This is a genomic window from Paenibacillus sp. FSL H7-0943 (genome assembly GCF_037963265.1).
GTDB lineage: Bacteria > Bacillota > Bacilli > Paenibacillales > Paenibacillaceae > Paenibacillus_AQ > Paenibacillus_AQ odorifer.
The window spans coordinates 1491046-1515274 of sequence record NZ_CP150148.1; the positions used below are offsets into that span (position 1 = coordinate 1491046).

The 24229-nt window shown below is 44.2% G+C and carries 23 protein-coding genes, 1 tRNA gene and 1 pseudogene; 16 read left to right on the forward strand and 9 right to left on the reverse strand.

Annotated elements, in window-relative coordinates:
• The first annotated feature begins 11 nt into the window (after nucleotides 1-11).
• Together NSQ55_RS06565 and NSQ55_RS06570 are read left to right on the forward strand one after the other, a co-directional pair.
• Nucleotides 12-509 (forward strand): hypothetical protein, encoded by a 498-nt coding sequence (locus NSQ55_RS06565; protein ID WP_076125480.1) that lies wholly within the window; start codon nucleotides 12-14, stop codon nucleotides 507-509.
• 17 nt (nucleotides 510-526) lie between these two features.
• On the forward strand, nucleotides 527-1618 hold the full coding sequence (locus NSQ55_RS06570) for a DUF5668 domain-containing protein (protein ID WP_076125478.1): 1092 nt from the start codon (nucleotides 527-529) through the stop codon (nucleotides 1616-1618).
• 76 nt (nucleotides 1619-1694) lie between these two features.
• Here the strand turns inward: NSQ55_RS06570 and NSQ55_RS06575 are convergent, their stop codons facing one another.
• Entirely contained in the window at nucleotides 1695-2675 is a 981-nt protein-coding gene (locus NSQ55_RS06575) for an aldo/keto reductase (RefSeq protein ID WP_339172116.1), read from the reverse strand.
• A gap of 226 nt (nucleotides 2676-2901) precedes the next feature.
• Here NSQ55_RS06575 and leuB point away from each other — a divergent pair, with 226 nt between their 5' ends.
• From leuB to NSQ55_RS06600, 5 genes are all read left to right on the forward strand, one after another.
• Nucleotides 2902-3984: a 3-isopropylmalate dehydrogenase gene (gene leuB / locus NSQ55_RS06580; protein WP_076185413.1), complete on the forward strand. Its 1083-nt coding sequence runs from the start codon at nucleotides 2902-2904 to the stop codon at nucleotides 3982-3984.
• A 181-nt stretch (nucleotides 3985-4165) separates the two neighbouring features.
• Nucleotides 4166-4705: a peroxiredoxin gene (locus NSQ55_RS06585; RefSeq protein WP_036680102.1), complete on the forward strand. Its 540-nt coding sequence runs from the start codon at nucleotides 4166-4168 to the stop codon at nucleotides 4703-4705.
• Nucleotides 4706-4930: 225 nt separating this feature from the next.
• The gene (locus NSQ55_RS06590) at nucleotides 4931-5338 is read left to right on the forward strand and encodes a hypothetical protein (RefSeq protein ID WP_036680100.1); all 408 of its coding nucleotides are present in this window, start codon (nucleotides 4931-4933) and stop codon (nucleotides 5336-5338) included.
• Nucleotides 5339-5729: 391 nt separating this feature from the next.
• Nucleotides 5730-6833, forward strand: a complete 1104-nt coding sequence (locus NSQ55_RS06595) for an ATP-binding protein (RefSeq protein WP_036680098.1) — start codon at nucleotides 5730-5732, stop codon at nucleotides 6831-6833.
• A gap of 107 nt (nucleotides 6834-6940) precedes the next feature.
• Nucleotides 6941-8446, forward strand: a complete 1506-nt coding sequence (locus NSQ55_RS06600) for a leucyl aminopeptidase (protein WP_179086310.1) — start codon at nucleotides 6941-6943, stop codon at nucleotides 8444-8446.
• A 98-nt stretch (nucleotides 8447-8544) separates the two neighbouring features.
• Here the strand turns inward: NSQ55_RS06600 and NSQ55_RS06605 are convergent, their stop codons facing one another.
• The 4 genes from NSQ55_RS06605 to NSQ55_RS06620 form a co-directional block, all read right to left on the reverse strand.
• A complete protein-coding gene (locus tag NSQ55_RS06605) occupies nucleotides 8545-8691 on the reverse strand; it encodes a hypothetical protein (RefSeq protein ID WP_172628785.1) in 147 nt (48 codons plus the stop codon).
• 103 nt (nucleotides 8692-8794) lie between these two features.
• The gene (locus NSQ55_RS06610) at nucleotides 8795-8974 is read right to left on the reverse strand and encodes a FeoB-associated Cys-rich membrane protein (RefSeq protein WP_038569228.1); all 180 of its coding nucleotides are present in this window, start codon (nucleotides 8972-8974) and stop codon (nucleotides 8795-8797) included.
• Between the two features lie 44 nt (nucleotides 8975-9018).
• Nucleotides 9019-11031, reverse strand: coding sequence for a ferrous iron transport protein B (gene feoB, locus NSQ55_RS06615; RefSeq protein ID WP_076192988.1), 2013 nt, complete (start codon nucleotides 11029-11031; stop codon nucleotides 9019-9021).
• Entirely contained in the window at nucleotides 11028-11270 is a 243-nt protein-coding gene (locus NSQ55_RS06620; RefSeq protein WP_036680093.1) for a FeoA family protein, read from the reverse strand. Before NSQ55_RS06620 ends, feoB begins: the two co-directional genes overlap by 4 nt.
• Before the next feature lie 238 nt (nucleotides 11271-11508).
• Between NSQ55_RS06620 and NSQ55_RS06625 the strand changes: the two genes are divergently transcribed.
• The 4 genes and pseudogenes from NSQ55_RS06625 to NSQ55_RS06640 form a co-directional block, all read left to right on the forward strand.
• Entirely contained in the window at nucleotides 11509-12468 is a 960-nt protein-coding gene (locus NSQ55_RS06625) for an aldolase catalytic domain-containing protein (RefSeq protein ID WP_170914180.1), read from the forward strand.
• Between the two features lie 244 nt (nucleotides 12469-12712).
• Nucleotides 12713-14839, forward strand: a complete 2127-nt coding sequence (locus NSQ55_RS06630) for an EAL domain-containing protein (protein WP_076192986.1) — start codon at nucleotides 12713-12715, stop codon at nucleotides 14837-14839.
• A 63-nt stretch (nucleotides 14840-14902) separates the two neighbouring features.
• Nucleotides 14903-14976: transfer RNA gene (locus tag NSQ55_RS06635), tRNA-Gly, on the forward strand.
• Between the two features lie 147 nt (nucleotides 14977-15123).
• Nucleotides 15124-15387, forward strand: a pseudogene (locus tag NSQ55_RS06640) (cation diffusion facilitator family transporter); the annotation flags it as partial.
• Nucleotides 15388-15703: 316 nt separating this feature from the next.
• On the opposite strand, the gene NSQ55_RS06645 reads toward NSQ55_RS06640, so the two are convergent.
• Nucleotides 15704-17059 carry a dipeptidase gene (locus NSQ55_RS06645; RefSeq protein ID WP_036680069.1) on the reverse strand — a complete coding sequence of 452 codons (1356 nt, stop codon included), beginning with the start codon at nucleotides 17057-17059 and terminating at the stop codon, nucleotides 15704-15706.
• Between the two features lie 158 nt (nucleotides 17060-17217).
• Nucleotides 17218-17901, reverse strand: coding sequence for an SDR family NAD(P)-dependent oxidoreductase (locus tag NSQ55_RS06650; protein WP_076302177.1), 684 nt, complete (start codon nucleotides 17899-17901; stop codon nucleotides 17218-17220).
• Nucleotides 17902-18016: 115 nt separating this feature from the next.
• On the opposite strand from NSQ55_RS06650, the gene NSQ55_RS06655 reads away from it, so the two are divergent.
• The 4 genes from NSQ55_RS06655 to NSQ55_RS06670 all read left to right on the forward strand — a co-directional run bounded on the left by NSQ55_RS06655 (nucleotide 18017) and on the right by NSQ55_RS06670 (nucleotide 20414).
• A complete protein-coding gene (locus NSQ55_RS06655; RefSeq protein WP_256721018.1) occupies nucleotides 18017-18412 on the forward strand; it encodes a helix-turn-helix domain-containing protein in 396 nt (131 codons plus the stop codon).
• Nucleotides 18413-18454: 42 nt separating this feature from the next.
• Nucleotides 18455-19408, forward strand: a complete 954-nt coding sequence (locus NSQ55_RS06660; protein WP_076297766.1) for an RNA methyltransferase — start codon at nucleotides 18455-18457, stop codon at nucleotides 19406-19408.
• 33 nt (nucleotides 19409-19441) lie between these two features.
• Nucleotides 19442-20059 (forward strand): NUDIX hydrolase, encoded by a 618-nt coding sequence (locus NSQ55_RS06665; protein WP_076125462.1) that lies wholly within the window; start codon nucleotides 19442-19444, stop codon nucleotides 20057-20059.
• Nucleotides 20060-20261: 202 nt separating this feature from the next.
• On the forward strand, nucleotides 20262-20414 hold the full coding sequence (locus NSQ55_RS06670) for a hypothetical protein (RefSeq protein ID WP_155288093.1): 153 nt from the start codon (nucleotides 20262-20264) through the stop codon (nucleotides 20412-20414).
• Between the two features lie 101 nt (nucleotides 20415-20515).
• Here NSQ55_RS06670 and NSQ55_RS06675 read toward each other — a convergent pair whose 3' ends face one another.
• Nucleotides 20516-20983 (reverse strand): ASCH domain-containing protein, encoded by a 468-nt coding sequence (locus NSQ55_RS06675; protein ID WP_076185408.1) that lies wholly within the window; start codon nucleotides 20981-20983, stop codon nucleotides 20516-20518.
• A 24-nt stretch (nucleotides 20984-21007) separates the two neighbouring features.
• Entirely contained in the window at nucleotides 21008-22969 is a 1962-nt protein-coding gene (locus tag NSQ55_RS06680) for an ABC-F family ATP-binding cassette domain-containing protein (RefSeq protein WP_339172137.1), read from the reverse strand.
• A 465-nt stretch (nucleotides 22970-23434) separates the two neighbouring features.
• Between NSQ55_RS06680 and NSQ55_RS06685 the strand changes: the two genes are divergently transcribed.
• Complete coding sequence (locus NSQ55_RS06685) at nucleotides 23435-23812, forward strand: PH domain-containing protein (protein ID WP_036680049.1); 378 nt, start codon at nucleotides 23435-23437, stop codon at nucleotides 23810-23812.
• The last annotated feature ends 417 nt before the right edge of the window (nucleotides 23813-24229 follow it).

Consider the following 24229-nt stretch of genomic DNA (forward strand, 5'->3'; position numbering starts at 1 on the left):
GAGGATGTATTATGATTAAGAAGAGACGTTGGCTCACTTTTATGCTGGCTATGATACCTGGAGTAGGTCATTTGTACTTAGGCTTTAAAAAGCAGGGTTTACAGTTTATGATCGGGGCCTCCTTATGTATAATGTTTATTCCGTCCGAGCCCTTGATCTTCCCGTTTGCCCTGGCGGCGCTGTGGTTTTATCAGTTGTTTGATGCCCTGCAGAAGGCGGCTTGGATGAAAATAACGGCTGCTGAACACGAACGAATGATGTTTCATCCAGACAGCTTCGGAGCCCCTTGGACCATGGGTATGTCCTCTATGCCTGGATATCCACATGAAGAGATCAATCCAGCTTGGGTGGGAATCGGCTGTGTTGTTGCTGGGTTCCTTATGTTGGTAATCACAGCTTTCCCTACCCTTTGGGATATGCTGACTGAGATCAACATCGGCACGATCTTATTATCAGTGGGTCTGATTGCGTACGGACTGAAGATGTTAAGGAACAATACGAGAGCATAAGAAACGGGGATTTAACTATGGGGAGATGGAAAATAGGAAGTTTCACAGCAGCCTTGGGCTGCATTGCCCTTGGTGTCATTATCGTGATGGCTCAGTATGATATGATCAGCTATGAGGTGCTTGGTTTTTTATGGCCGGCGTTGTTGGTCTTATTCGGACTTGAGATGTTGATTAGACTTTTTATCAAATCCGATGTCAAAAGCCGTGTAAGCGGCTGGGCCATCCTGTTAATTATTGTGCTGATCGGAGCAAGTGGTGCTCAGACAGTAATGGCCGGAGGTTCACTCAGCAATCTGATCGGTAATACACATCTAACTCCGCTTAGTGGGAATGTGGAAGTGAAAGAGAATATTACGACGCTCAAAATCGTACTTCCAAGTGGAAAAGTAAAGGTTGAGGGTGTAGCTGGAAGCTCTTTGGATTATGAGGGAAGTTTACTGCTGCCTGGAAAATCGCAAAGTGATGCTGAAAGTGCATTAGAAAAGAAATGGAAGGTTAGTACTGAAGGAGATACACTGATTATGGAGCTTGATACCGATCATAATTGGTTCTCTAACATTCAGTTTGGATTCAATACCAAAAGTCCTTATTTAAATATAAGTGCACCCAATAACCTTGCTGTTGAGGTTGAGACAAGTGATGGCTCTATAGAAGCCTGGAATCTTAAGTCAGGTATAGAGGTTGAGACAAGTAATGGTGCATTAAATATTCATGATATTGTCGGCGAAGTGGATGCACATACCAGCAATGGGTCACTATCCGTACAGAATATCCAAGGTGAAGTTGAACTTGTGAGCTCTAATGGAGCCATAGTATTGGATAACATTGATGGGGCGTTGTCAGCCAAGAGCAGCAATGGCAAAATTACAATAAACTCAGCAGTGACCGGAAACTGGAAATGTACATCCAGTAACGGAAAGATTATAGTGGGCTTACCGGCCGTGTCGGATGCGAAGATTATTGCAGATACAAGTAATGGCTCGCTGAAGGGGAATGTACCCTGGGATCGGGACGGCGATAGCTATGGTACCGCTGTGCTTGGTAAAGCCACGTATACTGTGGATTTAAGCACGAGTAATGGAAGTGTGACCGTGGACACAGCTGAATAAGTATGAGTAAAAGGGAGCTGAGGCTTCAGCGAATGGATTCTGCTGAGGCCTCAGCTCCTTTTATGATAGAACTTACCTACCAAGCATAGGCTTTAGGGGCTTCACCGCCGGGTCCAGGGAATATTTCATCTAGTCGTTTAAGCACAGCTTCATCTAGTACAATCTCAAGACTGCGCAGCGCACTCTCGAATTGCTCCAGTGTGCGGGGGCCGATAATAGGAGCTGTTACAGCAGGATTAGCCAGTAGCCAAGCAAGAGCGACATTATCCTGTGGTTCTCCTAGCTCCATACATAAGCTGGCAAAAGCCTCAAGCTGGCACTTGTGCTGCTCTACACGATCTGCATTTCCGCCACTTCGGCTGCCCTCTATTTTTTTGAGTGCATTTCTTCCGAGAAGACCTCCATCGAGTGGACTCCAAGGAATAATACCTAGCCCCAGATGGCGAGCGGCTGGCAAAACTTCAAGTTCAGGAAGCCGACAGGTCAGACTGTATTTATGCTGCTCTGAGACTAGTCCAAGAAAACCACGAGCCTTAGCTTCTTGTTGAGCTACGGCGATATCCCAGCCTGCGAAGTTACTGGAACCGACATAACCAATCTTGCCTTGATTCACAGCCAGCTCGAAAGCCCCCCAGAGCTCTTCCCAGGACGTACTGCGGTCTATATGATGCATCTGGTACAATTCAATATGATCGGTCTGAAGACGCTGCAGGGACCCTTCAAGATGGCGGCGAATGATATATGAGGATAATCCTTCTTCATCATTAGGACCATCAAGCTTATCATTCATGGCTCCATAAACTTTGGTGGCTAGTACAACCTTTTCCCGCCGCCCGCCGCCTTGTTTAAACCAGCGTCCGATAATGGTTTCAGTCAGGCCAGAATTTTCGCCCCAGCCGTAAATGTTAGCGGTATCAAAAAAATTAACACCTGCATCCAGTGCAGCGTCCATGATGCGGAAGGCTTCTTTTTCATCCGTCTGTGGGCCAAAATTCATCGTTCCTAGACATAGGCGACTGACCTTCATGCCGGATTTGCCAAGCTTTGTATAATGCACTTCGCATTCACTCCTTTGATAGATGACTTCATAGTAATTGTAAACATCTTCAGAACTAAGAGCAAATATGCTCAGCATTCACGGTAGTAGTCTGATTCTCACTGTTTATAGGCTATACCTATCAGCTCAATAGAATCTATATCTTTGTCCTTTACGACTGGGTATGATACAACAATATAAAGAAGAACTATGTCTGTTAGAGCAGAAAACTTGAGGAGTGACTGAGATGAGTGAAGTTAAAAAAATCGCCGTTATCGCAGGGGACGGTATTGGACCAGAAGTTGTAGCAGAAGCGGAAAAAGTATTGAAAGTAACAGAAGAAGTATTCGGTTATGCCTTTGAAACAGAGCATGCATTATTTGGCGGTATCGCTATAGACGAGAAGGGCACTCCGCTGCCGGAAGATACACTTGAAATCTGTCGTAGCGCAGATGCTGTGTTATTGGGTGCTGTTGGTGGACCGAAATGGGATAATAATCCAAAGGAACTTCGTCCTGAAACCGGACTGCTCGGAATTCGCAAAGCACTGGGGTTGTTCTCCAACCTGCGTCCAGCTGTCGTATTTGACTGTCTTAAGGATGCTTCGACTTTGAAGCCTGAAGTCCTGGAAGGCACAGATCTTATGGTAGTTCGCGAACTGACTGGCGGGATTTATTTCGGAGATAAATTGCGCCGTCAAGGAGAACATGGTGAAGAAGCTGTGGACACCTGTGTATATAACGTAATGGAAGTAGAACGAATTGTCCGCCAAGCTTTTGAAATTGCCGGCAAGCGCCGCAATAAACTGGCGAGTGTTGATAAAGCGAATGTACTTGAAACTTCACGTTTGTGGCGTGAGGTTGTGAATAAGATCGCTCCAGAATATCCGGAGGTAGAGGTAGAGCATGTACTGGTTGATAACTGCGCAATGCAGCTGCTGCGCCGTCCATCTAGCTTTGACGTTATCGTTACTGAGAACATGTTTGGTGATATCCTGAGCGACGAGGCTGCTATGCTGACAGGTTCTATCGGTATGCTTGCTTCGGCTTCGATGGGTGACGGCAACTATGGTCTCTACGAGCCCGTTCACGGCTCTGCTCCTGATATTGCCGGACAAGGGCTTGCGAACCCGATCGCAACAATCTTGTCGCTGGCCCTTATGTTCCGCTTAACCTTTGGTTATGAGGATGCTGCTGCTGCAATCGAAGCTGCAGTTGCTGCAGTATTGGATGCAGGGCACCGTACAAGTGATATCGCCGTGGATAAGAGCAAAGCGATCAGTACAACTGAAATGGGCGACCTGATTGTTGCAGCAATCCGCACAGCTTAATTATTAGTTTATAATGATTACAAATAAATAATTGATCTAATCTTGACTTTGATTTTGTGCGATGATACCATTTGTTTAGTAGACAAGATATTATCGATTTCTGCAAATTTCAATATATTTCAGTATATTGAGAGATACAAATGGTACTTTTTCTTACATAATCAGAGGGAGGATTCTAGCAATGGCGGAACGTTTAGTAGGTAGACCGGCTCCCGATTTTACTATGGAAACCGTATCAGGTGATGGTAAGGATTTTGGTAAAGTAAGCTTGTCTGATTATCGTGGCAAATGGCTTGTATTCTTCTTCTATCCGCTTGATTTCACATTTGTATGTCCAACTGAAATCACAGCTCTGAGTGACGCAGCAGCACAGTTTGAAGCACTTGATACAGCGATTCTCGGCGCAAGCATCGATTCGATCCACAGCCACAAAGCTTGGATCAATACCCCTAAGGATTCTAATGGCCTGGGTCGTTTGAATTTCCCGCTTGCAGCTGATATTACGAAACAAGTCTCTAAAGACTATGGCATTCTGATTGAAGAAGAAGGTATCGCATTGCGTGGTTTGTTCATAATCGATCCTGAAGGCGAATTGAAATATCAAGTCGTTAACCACAATGATGTAGGCCGCAGCGTGGAAGAAACACTTCGTGTTCTGCAAGCCTTGCAATCTGGTGGTTTATGCCCAATGAACTGGAAGCCGGGAGATAAGAATCTGTAAATTTTAGACCGTTATCATAGTGATCCTTGATATTCTGATTTCTACCTCCTTGCAGAAAATTTTCTGTAAGGGGGTTTTTTGCTCCAAAAGATCTTGTATATCTAAATAGATTTGAAAATAGGCGCGAAAAGTTATATTATGTCCTCGAGTGGAGGAATCTCCATTGGGGTAATGTAATACAATAATAAACAATCAAAGGGTTATTTCTAAGGAGGGCGAACAAATATGAGCTTTTGCTGTGGAGCGAGTATGGTAGGAACAAAGGGGACCCTAAAACATTATCGCACGCAAGTCCATAATGTTCCCCTGCTTTTTTGTCCGGTATGTCATCGTGTGGAGGTTCACTACAAGGTCGAGAATGAATATGAGATCTTAGCGGAATATGCACATGGAGATGGTGTTACCGACGTGGACTTTCAGGACTATGTCATGGAAGACGAAACTGCAATATTCGAGAACGTCATTAACGTCGAGAGTGAAGATCCTCTAGCCGTTGTACGCAATCAAATCGATATGGCGCTTGACCTGCTAGCTGTAGCCAAACAGATTGAGGATACCAAGTGGGAACGGGAATTGAAAAAAAGGTTAGCTGTGATGAGTCAGCGCCGTCTACGCCTGCAACAAAAGGCATAAGTTTATTACTAATTTTTTGGGCATGCCCCATTTTTCCATGTAAGCCTCCGCAATCGCGGGGGCTTTTTAGCTTTTTATAATCCTTTTTAGTTTTTCGTGATCCTTTTTAGATTTTTTTAAATCATTTAGGCGAATAAATAGCGATAAATATAATTTGATGTGATGTTTCATATGTCTTTGGAATCATTTTATGAATTTTTTTACCATTCGACAGTTTCTCCGATTGCGTTGTCTAGTTCTCTTGGATATGATTGGAATATAATTGAACCGGTTGGAAAAAGTGCAACGATTACCGAATGTTCTGGCGGCTTCGTCATACACTCAAATACATAGTAATTTGATGTCGCTTAAGCGTCTTCGTCAAATGCAGTAAAAGGGGGAACTTCGTATCGTGATTAGCCAATATCAAGAAAGTCTTCTATTACCGGGAAGAACCTATCAAACTGGACCTGTGGATACTACATACGAGGATGTTCTAGAGAATATTGACAGCGGAATCATGCTTTTTGATGAAGAGGGAGTTATAAGTTTTGTAAATAAGCAAATGTACGGGATGCTTGAGCTTACCCGTCACTCTCTTGTGGGCTGCACATTTTCCCATCTGCTGTCTAATGTTCGACTGAGCCGTTCCAAGAAAAAACAAGTACTGCAGAGCTACAGAGAGATGGTATACAAAGGAAAATCAAATTATGAGTTTCTAGACGAGTATGGCCGTTACTGGAAGGTTACTTTATGCTGCGGAGAGCAAATGAAAGGCTGTTATTTGTTCACTGTCAAGGAAATCTCGGATTATAAGTTAATCGAACAAACGGCTTACCAGAACGATAGCTTGGCTATGCTAGGCAAATTATCCGCATCTATTGCCCATGAAATCCGCAATCCGTTGACCGCGATCCGGGGATTTATTCAACTGCTTCATCCATACTTGCATCAACTGGGGAAAGAGGAATATGCCAAGATTATATTGGCCGAGATCGATCGTGCGAACGATATTATCCATGAATTTCTGTCCTCCTCTAAGCCGTCAGTTCCGCAGGTGGGGATGATACCCGTGTCCGCATTGCTCAAGGAGGTTGTTCTCCTTACAGAGAGCGAAGCTTTAATGAAGGGCTGCCAGATCAATCTTCATCCTCTTCAAGAGGACATGGTGATTTCTGGCGATGTCAAACAGATGAAGCAAGTTGTGCTTAATATGATTAGAAATGCAATGGAGGCTGTAGCGGATCGAGAAGATGATTCGATGGGGAAAATCGAGGTTGGTGCCCGCAGAGAAGGCTCTGAGGTCCGTATGTTCATATCTGACAACGGTAAAGGAATGGATATTCGTACACTGGACAGGTTATTTAATCCTTTCTTTACTACCAAAGAGAATGGTACAGGATTGGGTCTTTCCGTAAGTGACCGCATCATCAAAAATCATGGCGGATGCATTTCTGTTAGCAGCAGAGTCAACGAGGGTACTCATTTTGTGATCTCTTTGCCATTAATCCATTAGAATAAGTAATAAGAGGCTGATCCCTGCGGATAATACAGATGCGGAGATCAGCCTTTGCTTATGTTACAATGGGTGTTGGTTTGGGGAAACAAATGGAGGGAATCACAATGAATATAGAATACAACAGTGGTGTTGCCAACAATGTGCAGGGTGATGCCCTTATCCTTATTATTTCTGAGTCTGAGGTCGAAAATGGAGGCTTTTCCGAGGGCTGGGATGACAGAATTCGCCTATTGGGAAAGGCAGGTTTATTTAAAGGCAAGCTTAATCAGACTTATGTACTACCTGCTGAGAATTCATCTGGTTGTCCTGTTGTTATTTTGGTTGGCAGGGGGGACCAACTTCTCACGACTGAGGATCTAAGGCAAATGGGGGCTCAGACAGCCCGTGCAGCACTTCGTTTGAAGGCGCTCAAGCTGGTATTTGAAGTGCCGGAAAAATTACAGGAGCTTACCGTAGAGAAGGATGTGACTTCTATTGCTTATGCGCTGACGGAGGGGCTAATGCTTGGTTCCTATCGTCGGGCTACCTATAAGCAGGTGCAGTCTTTTTATACAGGCCCAACAGCAGTTGTTTTCACTATAAAAGAGAAATTAGAGGGTACTGCCGGGCGGGATTGGACTCAAGGCATTCAGAAGGGGCTAGCTTTCGGTGAGGCCACGAATTTGGCGCGGAGCTTGACCAACATGCCTGGTAATCTATTGACTCCCTCAGACCTTGCTGTGGCCGCTATAGAGGTTGCTGAGCGATATGGCTTTCCTTCTGAGGTGCTGGATGAACGGGAAATTGAGCAAAAAGGAATGGGCGGATTGCTCGCCGTCGGAAAAGGAAGTGTAAACCCTCCACGAATGATCGTCATCCGTTATCAGGGGACAGGGAATTGGGATAACGTAGTGGGGCTTGTAGGGAAGGGAGTTACCTTTGACACCGGCGGGATCTCCTTAAAAAGAGCATCAGGTATGGAAGAGCTGATTAGTGATATGGGAGGGGCAGCGGCAGTACTCGGAGTAATGGAGGCACTTGGCCGCTTACGTCCACGAATTAATGTCGTTATGGTTATTCCTTCTGCGGAGAATATGCCATCGGCCAATGCTTTTAAGCCTGGAGATGTTATTACCTCCATGAGCGGACGAACGATAGAAGTGTTGAATACCGACGCTGAAGGCAGAATTGTCCTGGGAGATGCTCTGACTTATGCTAGGGAATGGGGAGCGAAACGTATTATCGATGTAGCTACGCTGACAGGCGCTGTGTTGTCCACTTTGGGAGATATAGCAACGGGTGCTGTGACTAATGATGAAGCGTTTCTGGAGCGATTTCTGGCCGCTTCAAGCTATTCAGGGGAAAAGGTCTGGCCGCTTCCGGCATACCCGGAATTTCGTGAGATGCTAAAGAGCGAGGTTGCCGATATCCGTAACACTGCTGGAAGATATGGTGGAGCTACTACAGGCGGATTATTTGTAGGTGAGTTTGCTGAGGGCTTGCCATGGATTCATCTAGACATTGCTGGCACTGCATATGTATCTAAAGAACGTGGAGTTAATCCTAAGGGAGCAACAGGTGTCATGGTTCGTTCTATCATTCAGTGGCTGCTGAGCGAAAGCGAGATCTAAACATCCGGGGAGCTGTCCGTTCTAAACAACAAGGGGTGTTCCCTAAACCAGAGTCTGGTTTAGGGAACACCCCTTTATTGAAATCCAAGAGCAGAAGCTTAAACAGTACCACTGGATTTTTTTGCCTTCGATTGGGAAGTGTAGGATTGAATGCCGTTCATAATTTTATCGCGAGTTCCCTTATTCTTCAGTAAATATACTGCTCCCAATGCGACTGTTGTAAATAATGTCTTTTTGGTATTCATAGGAATTACCTCCTTGGTATTGTCTGTAGTTGCTTATAACAAACATACCCGTTAGTTAAGGAGGCTAAACGATAAATCTCTATTTATTGCTCGTTTTACAAGCTTACTTCTTGTTGTTAACCGGTGTTGAACAACAAGAAAGAGGGGAATCCATCGATGCTGCCGAGCAGCTTTTTCCTTTATCACAGCCTGCACAAGCGCCCTGCTTCCCCTTTTGCACATGTCGATAGATGGTCCAGCCAGAATAACCGAAAATTAAGGCGACAATCACAACATTTATCATAATGGTACCCCACTTTCATCATGAGAATCTTATAATTTACAAGTCTACGACCATCCTAATAACCGTCCGCCTTGAAAAATAATTAAAGATACGATATACGCCAGAACGAGAGAATACCCCATGGAGAAGAAGGTCCATTTCCAAGATGCTGTTTCTTTTTTGATCACCCCTACAGTAGCCAAACAAGGAATATATAGCAGGATAAAGGCCATAAAGCTGATCGAACTCAATGGTGTGAAGACTTGAGAAATTTGATTTTCTAAACCAGCAGCATCTGGTGCATGATAGATGATATTCATGGTAGAGACTACGACCTCTTTTGCCAAAAAGCCCGGAACCAATGTAGAGCCAGCCTGCCATGTTCCGAAACCAAGCGGTGCCAGTAGCGGTGCGATCATACCTCCAAACTTAGCCAGGAAGCTGTGATCCATGTCCACATCAAACCCGCCAGGACCCGCATAAGACATAAACCAAATAATTGCTGAGCCTGCAAGAATAATAGTTCCAGCTTTTCGCAGGAAACCTTTGCCCTTTTCCCAAGTGCTGCGCGATAAGGTCTTGATCTGCGGCATACGATAAGGTGGAAGCTCGATCATGAAAACTGAGGATTCATTTTTGAATAAATATTTAGAGAATACCTTACAAAGAATCAGCGCAAACACAATACCCATCACATACATGGACAGAACTGCTACGGCCTCTTGCGCCGGGAAAAATACTGCTGCGAATAAAGCGTAAACAGGCAGTCTCGCAGAACAGGACATCAGTGGCATTAGCAAGGTGGTCAGCATTCGGTCTTTGGGCTGTTCGATGCTGCGCGCCGCCATTATGGCAGGCACATTGCAGCCGAAGCCAATGATGAATGGAATAAATGCTTTTCCGTTTAGTCCCATACGTTCCATCGTGCTGTCCATTAATAAGCAAACCCGAGCCATGTATCCTGAATCCTCCAAGAAGGAAATGATCAGGAAGAGAATGAAGATTTGCGGGACAAAGACGAGGACGCCCCCTACACCGCTAATTAATCCATCGACGATCAGGGCATGCGTGAAGCTGGATGCTCCAAGCGTCTGTAGCAGGGAATTGGCTCCATCACTAATCGGTCCGGAGATCAGGCCATCGAGGAGATCTGATAGAGGTCCGCCAACCCAGTCAAATGTGGTCTTAAAGAGAGCATACATAAAGAAGATAAATAAGGGCAGTCCTAGAAAACGATGCGTCAATATGGAATCTAATCTTTCTGTTAAGTTATGAGGCTTCTGCGTTGTTGTATCAAGTACAACCTCACAAATGGAGTGGATATAATCCATCCGCTGTGAGCGAATCCATTGGGGGAGCGTCAGGGCCAGCTTTTTGATCTGTAGCTCACTCTGACAGGATTCACAGATGTTTAGCAGGCGAGAGGTGTCCATACGTGTCTTTAGAAAATGAAGAATAACCGGATTCTGCTCCATAAGCTGTAGAGCAATCCAGCGGTGATTGGGTAAGTCCTTGATAGGAAGTAATTCCTTTTCTATAGAAGATATCGCATGCTCTACAATCTCACCATAGTTCAACTTGAACTTTACAGCGGGAATCGCAGAGGATTTCTCTAAAATACTGAGGACTTGTGCGCAGCCTTTTCCCGTTCTTGCAACAAGCGGGAGGACAGTTATACCCAGTCGTGATTGTAAGACTTCATGATTGATGCGAATTCCACGTGCATTGGCGACGTCAATCATATTCAGTCCGAGTAAGGTAGGTTTGCCATACTCAAGTAATTGAAGCGTGAGCAGCAGATTTCGTTCCAGCTGTGAAGCATCCACGATATTAATTAAGGCTTCAGGAGATTCTTCTATTAAATACTGGGCAGCAACTCCCTCATCACGTGAGAGTGGGTGCAAGGAATAGATGCCCGGCAAATCAATGAGCTTGCCAGCGCCGTTCTTCAGGCTGCCGATCTTCTTTTCTACCGTTACCCCTGACCAGTTACCAACATATTCGTATGAGGAGGTCAATGTATTGAAGAGAGAGGTTTTACCTGTATTGGGGTTACCTACAAGTGCTATTGAACTCAAGACACGTTCACCTCAATCAATGAAGCTTCCTTCCGGCGGATGGCGAACAGTTGTCCATTGCATTCCAAGGTAATAGGTCCTAAAAAAGGTCCTTTTCCTTTCAGGCGAATGCTCACACCCTCGGACACTCCAAGATCAGCCAGACGACGACGCAGGATGGGGTTGATTCCTTCTATTTTATGAATATATCCGGTCGAACCCGGTTGTAGTCGCAGTAATGAGCAAGAGGTAGAAGCCATTTTTATCCCTCCAAAAGAGACTGATAATCAATCTCAATGATTTTCTTGTAATGTAGCATTTTTAGGGCTTATTTACTGTGATCATTGTCGCTGACACGATGTGGTAATAGCATTAAAGAGAAGAAGATGAAATTCCTTTACATTTTATTCTTCATTAAAGTATGATTATACGATATAAATTGCATAGTAAAGCTATATTCGCGGTTATAATGATTGCAATAGTTGAAGGGAGATAATTATGAAGACTAATCAATGTAAGATTGTTGACTGCACCATCCGAGATGGGGGCCTAGTGAACAACTGGGATTTTAGTGTGGAATTTGTACAAAACTTATATGCCGGCTTGAATGAAGCTGGTGTTGATTATATGGAAATCGGTTATAAAAATTCACCAAAATTGCTCAAAGGAGCAGAGGGTGCCGGACCATGGCGTTTTCTGGACGATGATTTCCTGCGTAAAGTGATTCCGCAAAAAGGTCACACCAAGCTATCTGCTTTGGTTGATATCGGCCGCGTGGATGAGAATGATATTTTGCCCCGCAGCGAAAGTATGCTGGATTTGATTCGTGTGGCATGCTACAGCAAAGATGTAGAGAAAGCCTTGCAATTGGTACAAACTTTCCATGATCTAGGCTATGAGACAACGATCAACATTATGGCTTTGTCTAATGTTATGGAGAATGAATTGTTGGAAGCTTTTGAAATGATCCGTGAGAGCGTTGTTGATGTGGTATATATTGTAGATTCATACGGCAGCTTGGATCACAATGACATGAATTATCTGGTTGAGAAGTTCAAGACACATCTGCCAAACAAACGTCTAGGCGTACATACTCACAATAATCTTCAGTTGGCGTTCTCCAACACGTTGATTGCTGCTGAGAATGGTGTAGAGTTACTGGATGCTTCTTGTTATGGAATGGGACGAGCTGCAGGAAATTGCCCTACAGAGCTGTTAGTAACTCATTTGAAGAATACACGTTACTCCTTGCGCCCTGTGCTTGATATTATTGAACGCCTGATGATTCCTTTGCGTGAGAAAGAGGAGTGGGGCTATATCATTCCTTATATGATCACAGGTACACTTGATGAGCATCCACGTTCAGCAATGGCACTTCGTGCATCTGCAGACAAGGATAAATCCGTTGATTTTTTTGATAAGCTTACAACACCAGAAGTAACCTTTGGTGACAAATAAACTTGAGTTTCTTAGAAGCACTGAACCCTTTCGTAGGGGGAAGTGCTTTTTTGGTTGCCTGCTAGCAGAAAATGGTTTATATTTATGCAAGATTTATGAATATATAACTTATAAACGCGCCTTCCATTTGAATGCCCATAAAAGAAATGTAACTTAAAAGTCCTATCCCGCCGATATTTATACATAGGACATAACTATACTTGAATGTTAATTAATAGATATTATTTTCAGACGCGAGGGACTTATGAGACAAGAAGAGAAAAAGACAATTCAAGCAGCTGCTGTAGGCGCCTTGCTGTTCCTTTTAATTCAAATTTTCCATACATCGCTTAACCGATTGGACGATTGGGATATTATTTCTTCTCTCTATCTCATTGTCGGCTGCTGTAATGTTGCTTTTGGATTTGCAATATTTGCACAGGGCTGGTTATTCTTCTCTAGCAGATTATCTAAAGGAAGATTATATGCCGCTGCTCTTTTTGGTGGAATATGTATTATTGATTTCTTGCATACACTGGGTTTTGTCGGCGTCCCGTTGATTTCATCATTCATAACTTTTGAAGAATCGTTGTGGCTGCGAACCCTCTCACGACTAATCAGCGGTTTAGGAATGTTGTTTATTTTTAGCAGGGAAGATAAGCCCGTGTCTGTCTCTGAAAAAAGAAAATTGTTTAGAATAGCCTTCATGTTGATTGTGCTTTCCATTGTTTTGTTTATTTTCAGCCACTCGGCATTGCCTCAGTTATTAACTAAGCCTTGGATGAATCCATTGAAGCAGATTGCTGATTTAGCAGTTCTTTTTGTTTACTTGGCAGGTGTTGCGGTTATTGTATTTCCTGAAAAAAGTGAAAAGTCAGCCTCACTGCTTATTATTATTCGAGCACTTATCTTTTTCTCTTTGGGCCAAGCCTTTTTTATGAGTCCATTCAGTAGTGGCAATATAGATGATCTTTTTGGAATGGTGTGTAGCGGAGTTGCTTACTACTTGCTGCTTACCGGAGTATATCGTCTGACGATTGAAGAACCTTTTTACGAAAAGCAGTTGGCTGAGGAGCGGATCAATTATTTAGCCTATCATGATGATTTAACGGGACTTCCCAATAGACGTCGTCTGACGCAGCGTGTAGAAGAGATGATTATTGCTGGAGAGAAGAAAACGAGCGATAAATTCTCAGCGTTAGCTATTATGAATATTAATCATTTCAAGAATATAAATGACTCCCTGGGCCATTTTGCCGGAGACCATTTACTGAAGCTGGTGTCTGAGCGCCTTGTGAATGAGGCCAAATCTACTGAAGAGCTTTATAGTATGGGGGCGGATGAGTTCGCTTTTCTTATGATGGAGAGAGCAAGTCTTGGAGAATGTTTGGTACGAGCTACGGAGCTGCATCGATTGTTTGAGGTACCTATTGCCTTAGAGTCGGGGGAGTACCATATTTCGCTTAGTATGGGGTTAAGTATTTATCCCGGTGACGGTGAAACTGCGGAACATCTAATTCAGAATGCTGATACGGCTGTACATAATGCCAAGGAACAGGGAGTGGAAATTCGCCGGTATATCCCAGCTATGCAGATGAAAGCAAAGGAACGTCTAAAGCTGGAAAATGACCTCCGCAGAGCGCTTGAACGCAATGAATTCTTTCTGGTGTATCAGCCAAAGGTTTTATTGGAGACGGAAGAGATCGTAGGAATGGAAGCTCTGCTCCGCTGGAATCATCCGAAACGTGGTCTGGTCTCTCCGGCGGAATTTATCCCGTTAGCTGAGGAGAGTGGACTCATTGTTCCGATTGGGGAATGGGTACTCAAAACAGCTTGTCTGCAGAATAAAAAATGGCAGCTGGCCGGCTATGTGCCGATTTGCGTCTCCATCAACCTATCTATGCGGCAATTCCTTCAGCCTAATCTAGCAGGGAGGATTCATACCATCTTAACCGACATTGGATTAGATCCGTGTTATGTCGACCTTGAGATTACTGAGAGTATGACCTTGGATAAAGAAACAGCCTTTGATCAGCTGAAGCGTCTGAAAGAGCTTGGTGTCTTCATCAGTATTGACGATTTTGGTACAGGCTACAGCTCCCTGCATTATCTAAAGAACATGCCGATCGACAGATTGAAAATAGACAGGTCGTTCGTATCAGAGGTTATGGAGGACAGCAACAATGCTGCTATAGTCTCTACAATCACTTCTATGGCGCATCATTTGAAGCTGAAGGTTACGGCTGAGGGTGTTGAGAACAAGGAGCAGCTGCAGTTTTTGCGTGAACAGCATTGTCATGAAGCTCAAGGATTTCTGTTCAGCAAACCTATTCAACCAGCAGAGTTTGAGGCGATATTTTTAAAAAAGGCACCCCTCGGCGCTTCCCTGTAAACTAAAAAAAGTTGATTTTTACTTGTAGAGATGATACAATAACTCTTGTATTCACTTTCTAGTGCGGGTGTAGTTCAATGGTAGAACTTCAGCCTTCCAAGCTGATAGCGTGGGTTCGATTCCCATCACCCGCTCCATAATTCAAACTTCCAAATCCTTGCGATGCAAGGGTTTTTTTATATCCCATCAGCCTATTAATGGTTGGTGGGATTTTTTTGTTTATACTATTTGCCTAATGGAAAAACTTTAATATAGCGTACTTTTAAGAAAAGGTTGTGAAACTTTTGAATGGTGCAAAGATTGCGTTCCTATCTGTACTTAGCAATACATTTATCGTTTCTTTAAAGCTTATGGTCGGAGTACTTACAGGTTCAGTAGCAATTATCTCGGAAGCGATCCACTCCTCCTTAGATTTAGTTGCTTCGTTGATTGCTTTTTTCTCGGTCCGATGGTCGAGTCGCTCTGCGGATAAAGCTCATCCTTATGGTCATGGCAAAGTGGAGAATATCTCAGGGACGATTGAAACGTTGCTTATTTTTGTTGCTGGAGATATTACATGAAGGATAATAATTGTGATTAAGCACAGAGTTTCTCTGCTATTTCAATATTTTGTATTAAGTGATATGGTGATTATATCTCTTTTATATTCATTCTATATGGGGGACGGATAATGATCGCTTATTTAAGACCTTTAATAATAAGTAGCTCAGTTAAAAGCCTGATTTTTCTTTTAATAATAATGGTGATAGCAATGGTATGGTGGTTTTATAAATGGACTAAGCAATGATGCTCTTTTGTTTGACCGCATACTAAAAAGCCAGGCTCCCAATTTAGGGAACCTGGCTTTAATTGTTTGTAGGGAGCTTATACAGTCTTTAGGAACTCAACAATGGTGAGTAATCCCTTGTCGAAGTTCTCCAGGTTGAAATGCTCATCCGGTGCATGCAGGTTCTCATCATCGAGACCAAAGCCCATCAGAACGACAGGTGCTTCCAGTACACGGGAGAAGCTCTCCATGATCGGAATGGAGCCGCCGTCTTTGGTGAAGAGGGCACGGGTTCCATATACTTTGCCATATGCGTCTGCTGCAGTTTGCAGAATAGGATTCGACGGATCGATGTTAAAGGCACGTGCCTTCTCCATTTGCTTAACATGCACTTTCGCTCCGGTCTGAATATTAGCCTTCAGATGTGCTTCAACGGCATCGAGGATATGCTGTGGATCCTGATCGCCAACTAGGCGGCAGGTAATCTTCGCATGTGCTTCTTTAGGGATAACCGTCTTACTGCCTTCCCCTTGGAAACCGCCGTATACGCCGTTAAGCTCAAGCGTAGGACGAGCGCCAATCCGTTCTACAAAGGAATAACCTTCTTCCCCGTATAACGATTCCAATCCAAGACCTTCGCGGATTTTATCTTCATTCACACCTTGCTTCACGAATTCTTCCCGCAGCATTGGGGAAAGTTCAGGAACACCATCATAGAATCCGTCTACAGATACACGTCCTTTGTCGTCATGAAGCGAGCTTAGCAAAGATACTAGGGCATGCAGTGCATTCGGAACACCGCCGCCGTAAGAACCGGAGTGCAGGTCTGTCAAAGCGGTAGTTACATCAACTTCAAGGGAAGCTAGTCCACGTAGCCCAGTGCAGATGGCAGGACGACCGCGTTCCAATAGGGATGTATCGGAGACTAACACCGCATCCGCAGCGAGCTTTTCTTTATTGGCCTCAAGGAACGGAGGCAGATTCACACTGCCGATTTCTTCTTCACCTTCGATGCAAAGCTTGAGATTCACAGGAAGAGTACCTTCTTGTTTCAGGATCGCCTCAATGGCTTTGAGGTGAACGAATACTTGTCCTTTGTCATCTGTTGCTCCGCGTGCATAAAGCTTGCCATCACGAATCTCTGGTTCAAATGGAGGTGTGGTCCATAGGTTTAATGGATCTACTGGTTGTACATCGTAGTGACCATACACGAGAATGGTTGGTTTGCCTGGAGCATGAAGATAATCGGCATATATAACGGGATGTCCCGCTGTCGGATGCAACTCAATGTTCTCAAGTCCGGCTTTTTTCAGGGTGTCTGTCAGCCAATGGGCTGCCTTCAGTACATCGTCCTTATGTTCAGATAAGGCAGAAATACTTGGAATTCTGAGCCATTGTTTTAGTTCTTCGAGATGTTCATCCCGGTGGGTTGAAAAATAAGTTTCGTATGACATAGTGAGTATGTACCTCCTTAAGTTTTGCTGCGCAAAACCGGCTTTGTAAGCGCCTGGGCATAAGCTTATTGGCCATGCGTGACCGTCTTGTTTAGCATTCTATAGGAACCATTATACTGGAGAACTCACTATGGATCAAAAGCGATGGGGCAAACCTCTCACCAGATGATTGTAGCCGGTGTCACACCTTGGGGAAAAGTATCCTCAGTTTTGCTTTTGTCCATATACATCTCATACCAAACATCAGCGATGAGTCCTGGATCTGTAGCGGTGCCGGGTTTAATGAATACACCAAGTGCTAAATGACCTACATAGATTCCTTGTGGAGCCAAATCTGCATGCAGGTTAAGTGCGTAGTTTCTTAATCCGCTAAGCGCAATGCCAACATTACCCATCATCTGCATGGGATAGATGGAGGACAATCCGGTTGTGAACAGCAGTGCGCCGCTGCGTTTCTCCAGCATCTCAGGCAATACCTGTGCTACGCTGCGGATAGCGGCTACAACCAGTGCCTGAAAGGCATCCTGTGCATTTTCTTCGGTTACTTGTGAAGCAGGAGTAGGAGGGTAATTTCCACTTGTCGGGCTGAATTCGAGCACATCGATAAAGCCGTATTTTTTCTTGATATTATCGAAGGCTGTGGCTACTTGTTCTTTATTGTATACGTCGGCAGGAAAAGCAGCAGCCTCGATATTCAGTGCTTGCAGTTCCTGAACAAGGGTGTTCAGCTTCTCTTCATTTCGAGAGATTAATGCCACTTGAAATCCGTTGGCTCCGAATTTTTTGGCGATTGAGAGTCCTAGGCCGGGTCCAGCACCCATGATGGCAATGGTCTTTTTCATGATTTATTAGTTCCTTTCCGGTTGTTGATTACTAACAGTAACCATGATAAGCTGAATAGGCTTGAGGGACAAGAAGGCACTATTACATGCTTAAGTTACATGGAGGTAACCACAGTTGGAACATTCAAAGGAAGAACCCACCCGGTTCATGCCGATGCTGGAGGATTGCTCCATTACCCGCCAGATTCTGGACAGGGTCGGAGACAAATGGAGTGTGCTGATCATAGTCAATTTAGGTATTGAAGCTTTGCGGTTCAAAGAGTTGCAAAGGCGCTCTGGAGGGATATCACAACGGATGCTGACCCAGACCCTGCGCCATTTGGAACGGGATGGGTTAGTTTGGCGTAAAGCAACGCCTACAGTCCCATTGACTGTGGAATATGGTCTGACGAGCATAGGAGAATCATTGTTGGGACCTTTAACCTCGCTTGTGGACTGGGTCAACAAAAACAATGGGAAGATCGCCAAAGCGCGTATAGATTATGACCACCAGCACGACACACAGGAGTAACAAGACAGCAGAACAATTCACTGGGATAGAGGATGGATTATATTGCATAAGGAAAGTGGAACAAACACATTTATTTATACTTACACCTGTTCAGAGGACGAGTTATCGCTGTGTCAGATGGAGCTGCGATGTCTTTTTGGCGAGCAGGTGCCGACTGCTCTTTTTAAGAGTGAGGTTGAAGTGGATGTCAGCCGCAGTCCCTTCATTAAAGAGCGGATTGATGTAATGTATGAAGGGGATAGTCTGCCTGAGATTTATGATCAAACGGAGCAGGTGGAGCTTGGCGGCAAGACGTTTAAGGTTATTTTTGTGAAGACCAACGATCTGGGCCCTGCAGACAAAATAGAGTATGATGAGCGCAGAGTGATCGAGCGGGAAATTGGGTTGCGGATTGAAGGAGAAGCGGATGTTAACCATCCGGAGCTGGTATACGGCATTGTTACGCTGGGTGGACGCTGGTACTTCGGATCTTATCATAAAAACAAGGCAACTTGGTTCCGCCAAATGAAGAAGCCACGCAGCTATTCTATCGCGCTTAGTACACGTGTTGCCCGTGCCGCGGTTAATATGGCTATTCCGAATCCTGAAGGTATACGTGCTATAGATCCTTGCTGTGGTATTGGAACTGTAATGGTAGAAGCCTTGTCAATGGGAATCGACATGGTTGGACGTGATATTAACCCTATGATTGCTACCGGTGCGAGAACAAATATTGCCCATTTTGGATTCACCAGTGAGGTAACGCTTGGGGATATTGCGGATATCACTGATCATTACGATGTAGCCATTGTAGATATGCCATATAATCTATATTCTAGTATTACACCTGAGGAGCAGTTCGCGATTCTAGTGAATGCGCGCCGGATTGCAGATCGGGTGGTTATCGTTGCGATTGAACCGATGGACGAGATGATCACTGAAGCTGGATTTACAATCATAGACCGTTGTGAAGCTAAAAAAGGAGCCTTCTCGCGTCATTTAATGCTTTGCCAGTAATCCTAATCAAGGTACCGAAAAAGGGGTGCAGCAATGGAGCAGAAATGGTTAACGTGGGCCAAAGAAATTCAGGCCATCGCACAGACTGGATTAACTTATGCTAAGGATGTTTATGATATAGAACGGTATCAAGCTTTGCGGGAGCTCAGTGTAGATATCCTCGCTAATTATACCTTCGAAAGCAAGGAGAGAATTAGACTCTCCTTTGCGGGTGAAGGGGGTTATGCTACTCCAAAAGTTGATGTCCGTGGTGTTGTATTCCGGGAGGATGAAATTCTACTTGTTCGCGAGAAGTTGGACGGGAATTGGGCGCTTCCTGGTGGTTGGGGAGACATTGGACTGTCCCCGAGTGAGGTTGTTGTGAAAGAAATCAAAGAGGAATCGGGTTTTGAGGCAGAAGCAGTTCGCTTACTGGCTGTATTAGATAAAAAATTTCATAACCATCCACCGGAGCCTTATCACGTGTATAAGTTCTTTATTTTATGCCGCATTGTGGGCGGAGAGGCAATGGAAGGGGTAGAGACAAGCGAAGTTTCTTTTTTTGCAGAAGATAAGCTGCCTGAGCTCTCAGCAGAGCGGAATACAGAGGCACAGATTCGGACGATGTTTGAATATTTACGAAATCCGGAAAAAGTAGTAATATTGGACTAAGAATCTGCATATACTGTATGACTTCCGCAAATTTAAGTTTTTAATTATTCAAAATTTGGTTAATATCTAATATGTAAGCACTTACAACGGTTTGGCCGCTGAGCCTTTATATCTACCAAAATTCAAAATTTTAATTTTTTGGGTCGAGCGGTCTACATTTTTTCCTCTACTGTGACGATAAGATATTTTAGGAGGGGATCGCATGGAACAAGAAGAATTGAGCATTCCATTGAAACAGGAAAATGTGGTGCGTCCTGCAGAAGGCAATATTGCCACTGGGCTGGTTTGGGGTATCTTAATCAGCATTCCGTTATGGATCTCTGTTATTGGCTGGATTTTGGGATTTTGGCACTAAACCATAAATTAATGAGGATCTAATTCTGTTGAATTTATAGTATACACAAAAGGCTGTCCCTTCCTTGTGGAAGAGACAGCCTTTTGCGTTTTCTGAAGATCTTAGCCTTTTGTATATACCACTTTAAAATTCTCACAAACAACTTTCATCTTTGGATCAAAGGGTTTGTTTAAGAATTTTAAGGATTCTCGGGTGAAGAACTGCTCATGATCATGACGCCATGACTTAAGCGTCCGGTCACCCTCTCCTTCAGTATAGGCAAACTCAGCGCTAACCTCATCAAAAGGTATAATTTGTACCTCTGTAGTAATAATTATTGCCTGCGGATCACCAGAACCATCCAGCACGATACTGTGCCCGCCAACTTGCGGAAACGTCTCGTCACAAGTTTCAAATATATCATAATTTGAAGCAGTTCCTGTCTTGATCCCACGAATCACCAGATCGAGCAGTTTATCGGCCATTTGGGGACTGTCACCAAAGGCCCAGGCGTCATATTTATCCGCTGTTTGTGGATGAAGCTGGGTATATTCTTTCCATAACAACTTAATTTTCTCTTTGTTGCTCATATGCTCATCTCCTTATAGATCAATTTATAGATCAGTTGTCTCCATCCATCCTGTATAGAGCTCATCCAACTGTTCCTGTATCGCATCACGTTCTTGTTGCAGTTCAGCAAGTTCAACTGCATCGCTGCTGATCAGGGGCTCTAACATCTTGGCATCGATCACGCCAAGGCGTTTCTCTACCTCTGCAATGGCCGTTTCCCAGTCGAAGGTGGTGTTTTTCCTACGGGAACTGGAGGATTTAGCGTTGGTTTCTTTCCCTGAATTGTTAGATTGAGGCTTATCAGAGCCTGAACTTGTTCGTTCTGCAGAGAAAGGTTTAGCTTGATCCGCAAAAGAGGGAGCTAATAATGCTTTTTCAGCTTGTTTTTCCTTGTAATATTCATAGTTTCCGTTGAACACTCCAAACCGCCCGTCTTCAATGGACCATAGTTTGTGAAATAGACGATTGATGAAATAACGGTCATGAGATACCGCCAGAACTGTGCCTGGAAACTCCTCTAATGCTTCTTCGAGTGCTTCACGAGAATCTATGTCCAGATGATTGGTCGGCTCATCGAGAATCAGCAGGTTTGGCTTGTGATGCATTAGTACAGCGAAACGCAGGCGGGTCCATTCACCACCGGACAGATTCGTAATGTCTTTGAATACATCGGGACCATAGAATAGGAAACGTGCAAGTTGCCCGCGAGCTTCACCTTCTTCAAGTCCAGCTTCTTCGCGGAAGTAGCGGAGTATAGACTGTTTGTTATTTTCCGGAACAGCCTCTTGTGCGAGGTAGCCGACCACAGTTCTTGAGCCGAGTGTACAGCTTCCGCTGTCCGGGGTTTCCTGCCCTAAAATAATTCTTAAAAGTGTACTTTTACCTGCCCCGTTACCGCCGATGAGTGCCGTAGTCTCTCCGTAGCGAAGCACTTCGTTTGCCTCTGTGAAAAGGCTTCGCTGACCATATGCTTTTCCGATATCCTCCAAAATGACAACCTGATTACCGGAACGGTCATTTTGCTGTAGCTGCAAATCCATCGATTTGCGCTCCAGAATAGGACGTTTAACCTTCACCATACGATCCAGTGCTTTTTGCATGGATGCTGCTCTCCGGTAAAAGGAAGGGTTAGGAGGAGTCCCGCGATTGCCAAATTCAATGAGACGTTTGATGCTTTCCTGCATTTGTTTTATTTTTTTCTGCTGCTCTTGATAATCAGCAAATTGTTGAAGAAGTCGTGTTTCCTTCTCCACTTGATAGCCGCTGTAGTTGGTGTGGAAGGTAAAAGCCTCGCCATCTTCAATCTCAATGACTTTCTTGACTACAGCGTCCAGAAAGTAGCGGTCATGGGAGATCGCCAGCACTGTTCCATCATAACTCTGTAAAAATTGCTCCAACCATTCGATGGCATTCATATCGAGATGATTGGTTGGTTCATCCAGTAGAAGGATGTCTGGACGGCGCAGCAGCAGCTCCGCAAGTCCGACTTTTGTTTTTTCTCCTCCTGAAAGAGAGGCGAACAGTCGGCTGTATTGTCCGGTTCCGATCCCGAGACCCGAGGCTACGCGCTGAATAGAGGATTCGATCTCGTAACCTCCGGCGGCCTCGAACTTATCCTGCAAGCTGCCATATTCTTTTAACAGCCGATTCCAGAGGTTTTCATCCGTTCCGCTGTTAAAGCTGGACATTTCCAGCTCAAGCTCCCGCAGGCGGTGCTGCCATTGCAAAGGTTCAGCAAAGCTGCGCTGTAGAACATCATATACGGTTTCTTTTTCGCTAACTTCTTGTATTTGAGCCAGCAGGCCTACTACGCTACCTTTGCGTATTGAAATTTGCCCTTCATCCGGACGTTCTTCCCCGTTCAGCAGGTGGAATAGTGTCGTTTTGCCACAACCGTTGCGGCCGATCAGGCCAATTTTTTCCCCTTGGCGGATATCGAAGGTAATGCTATTCAGCACGAGTTGTGCCCCGTGGTATTTTTGAACATTTTGGCATTGGATGATCATATATATTCTCCTTTAAGAATGCCCTTCGCACCGCCAGTACCCTAAATGGCTCCGAAATCCTGTAAAAAACCATAAAAAAAACCGTAGGGAAATTTCCCCACGGCCTTATCATTCTCCGGTTAAATGATCCGTCCGGGTGATGGCAGGAAAGGCATTTCACAATTGTGTAGTGTTATTAAATTCATACAAATGGACAGACTTCTCCCGTTATCGCCATTTACATGAGCAATGCCAGCTATCGCTTTAGGTAGCCGACTCATAACACTGTTGGTCCAATTGTGATCCATTCCTTCCACACCCCTCTCTTAGTAAATTTAATGACAGTGTAATCAAAAATCAAAAAATAAGCAAGTAAAAAGATGTCAGAGAGTATTTTTACACAGCATAGAATATGAAAAATAGAATAATATGGTTCTGTAGTGGGGGGCAAGTGGCTAAATTTAACGGATGAAAAGAGGAAGAGATATGGCACTTTTTGACGGGTTAATGGGCAATGCATCACAAGTAAATCTTACGGAGGTCCAGCGGGAATACGCACAAATTCTTGCCCCTCAGGAGAAAATTGAACGCGCCTATAAGCTGATTAGAGATATGTTCATTTTTACGGACAAGCGGCTTATTTTGGTGGATAAACAAGGTCTGACGGGCAAAAAAACAGAATATCATTCGATCCCTTACAAAAGCATCTCGCATTATTCCGTGGAGACGGCAGGGCATTTTGATCTGGATGCGGAGCTATGTATCTACATTTCCAGCAGCACGCTTCCGGTGAAGAAGACCTTCAATAAATCCGTAAATATTTACGAGGTGCAGGCCGTGTTATCGCAATATATTTTAAAATAAATTGTTTATTCGGTGTTCCAAAGCACAAGCCCCCCTCTAAGTAAAAGTGGCTAAGATTACTAAGGTTAGATTCAGCTAGATATATCTGAGATAGGCAGCCACAAGACATAACCGAGATAGGTAGCTATATGGCGGCAAAAGGTGACTAGACATATTCGAGATAGGTAGCTATATGGCGGCAAAAGGTCACGGTAGTACGCCATGGGTGTATGCAGCTCCATGTAATTAAAATGATTTTATAATATTCGTAGGCGTGAATCTACAAGGTTAAACAAAGAGGACCTCTTATTTGTGCATAGCTCACAAAAAGAAGAGGTTTATTTTGCGTTTCAGCGTAACCGATTGACAAAGGATTTTCGTGTAATGTTAAATGACACTAATTAAACCAGAAGATATAGGGGGCTCGCAGAGGAACCT

Bases quoted from the DNA above. Each gene is read 5' to 3' on its own strand.
- NSQ55_RS06565 (WP_076125480.1), top strand. From the start codon at position 12: ATGATTAAGAAGAGACGTTGGCTCACTTTTATGCTGGCTATGATACCT.
- NSQ55_RS06570 (WP_076125478.1), top strand. From the start codon at position 527: ATGGGGAGATGGAAAATAGGAAGTTTCACAGCAGCCTTGGGCTGCATT.
- leuB (WP_076185413.1), top strand. From the start codon at position 2,902: ATGAGTGAAGTTAAAAAAATCGCCGTTATCGCAGGGGACGGTATTGGA.
- NSQ55_RS06585 (WP_036680102.1), top strand. From the start codon at position 4,166: ATGGCGGAACGTTTAGTAGGTAGACCGGCTCCCGATTTTACTATGGAA.
- NSQ55_RS06590 (WP_036680100.1), top strand. From the start codon at position 4,931: ATGAGCTTTTGCTGTGGAGCGAGTATGGTAGGAACAAAGGGGACCCTA.
- NSQ55_RS06600 (WP_179086310.1), top strand. From the start codon at position 6,941: ATGAATATAGAATACAACAGTGGTGTTGCCAACAATGTGCAGGGTGAT.
- NSQ55_RS06605 (WP_172628785.1), bottom strand. From the start codon at position 8,691: ATGAATACCAAAAAGACATTATTTACAACAGTCGCATTGGGAGCAGTA.
- NSQ55_RS06610 (WP_038569228.1), bottom strand. From the start codon at position 8,974: ATGATAAATGTTGTGATTGTCGCCTTAATTTTCGGTTATTCTGGCTGG.
- NSQ55_RS06620 (WP_036680093.1), bottom strand. From the start codon at position 11,270: ATGGCTTCTACCTCTTGCTCATTACTGCGACTACAACCGGGTTCGACC.
- NSQ55_RS06625 (WP_170914180.1), top strand. From the start codon at position 11,509: ATGAAGACTAATCAATGTAAGATTGTTGACTGCACCATCCGAGATGGG.
- NSQ55_RS06630 (WP_076192986.1), top strand. From the start codon at position 12,713: ATGAGACAAGAAGAGAAAAAGACAATTCAAGCAGCTGCTGTAGGCGCC.
- NSQ55_RS06645 (WP_036680069.1), bottom strand. From the start codon at position 17,059: ATGTCATACGAAACTTATTTTTCAACCCACCGGGATGAACATCTCGAA.
- NSQ55_RS06650 (WP_076302177.1), bottom strand. From the start codon at position 17,901: ATGAAAAAGACCATTGCCATCATGGGTGCTGGACCCGGCCTAGGACTC.
- NSQ55_RS06665 (WP_076125462.1), top strand. From the start codon at position 19,442: ATGGAGCAGAAATGGTTAACGTGGGCCAAAGAAATTCAGGCCATCGCA.
- NSQ55_RS06670 (WP_155288093.1), top strand. From the start codon at position 20,262: ATGGAACAAGAAGAATTGAGCATTCCATTGAAACAGGAAAATGTGGTG.
- NSQ55_RS06675 (WP_076185408.1), bottom strand. From the start codon at position 20,983: ATGAGCAACAAAGAGAAAATTAAGTTGTTATGGAAAGAATATACCCAG.
- NSQ55_RS06680 (WP_339172137.1), bottom strand. From the start codon at position 22,969: ATGATCATCCAATGCCAAAATGTTCAAAAATACCACGGGGCACAACTC.
- NSQ55_RS06685 (WP_036680049.1), top strand. From the start codon at position 23,435: ATGGCACTTTTTGACGGGTTAATGGGCAATGCATCACAAGTAAATCTT.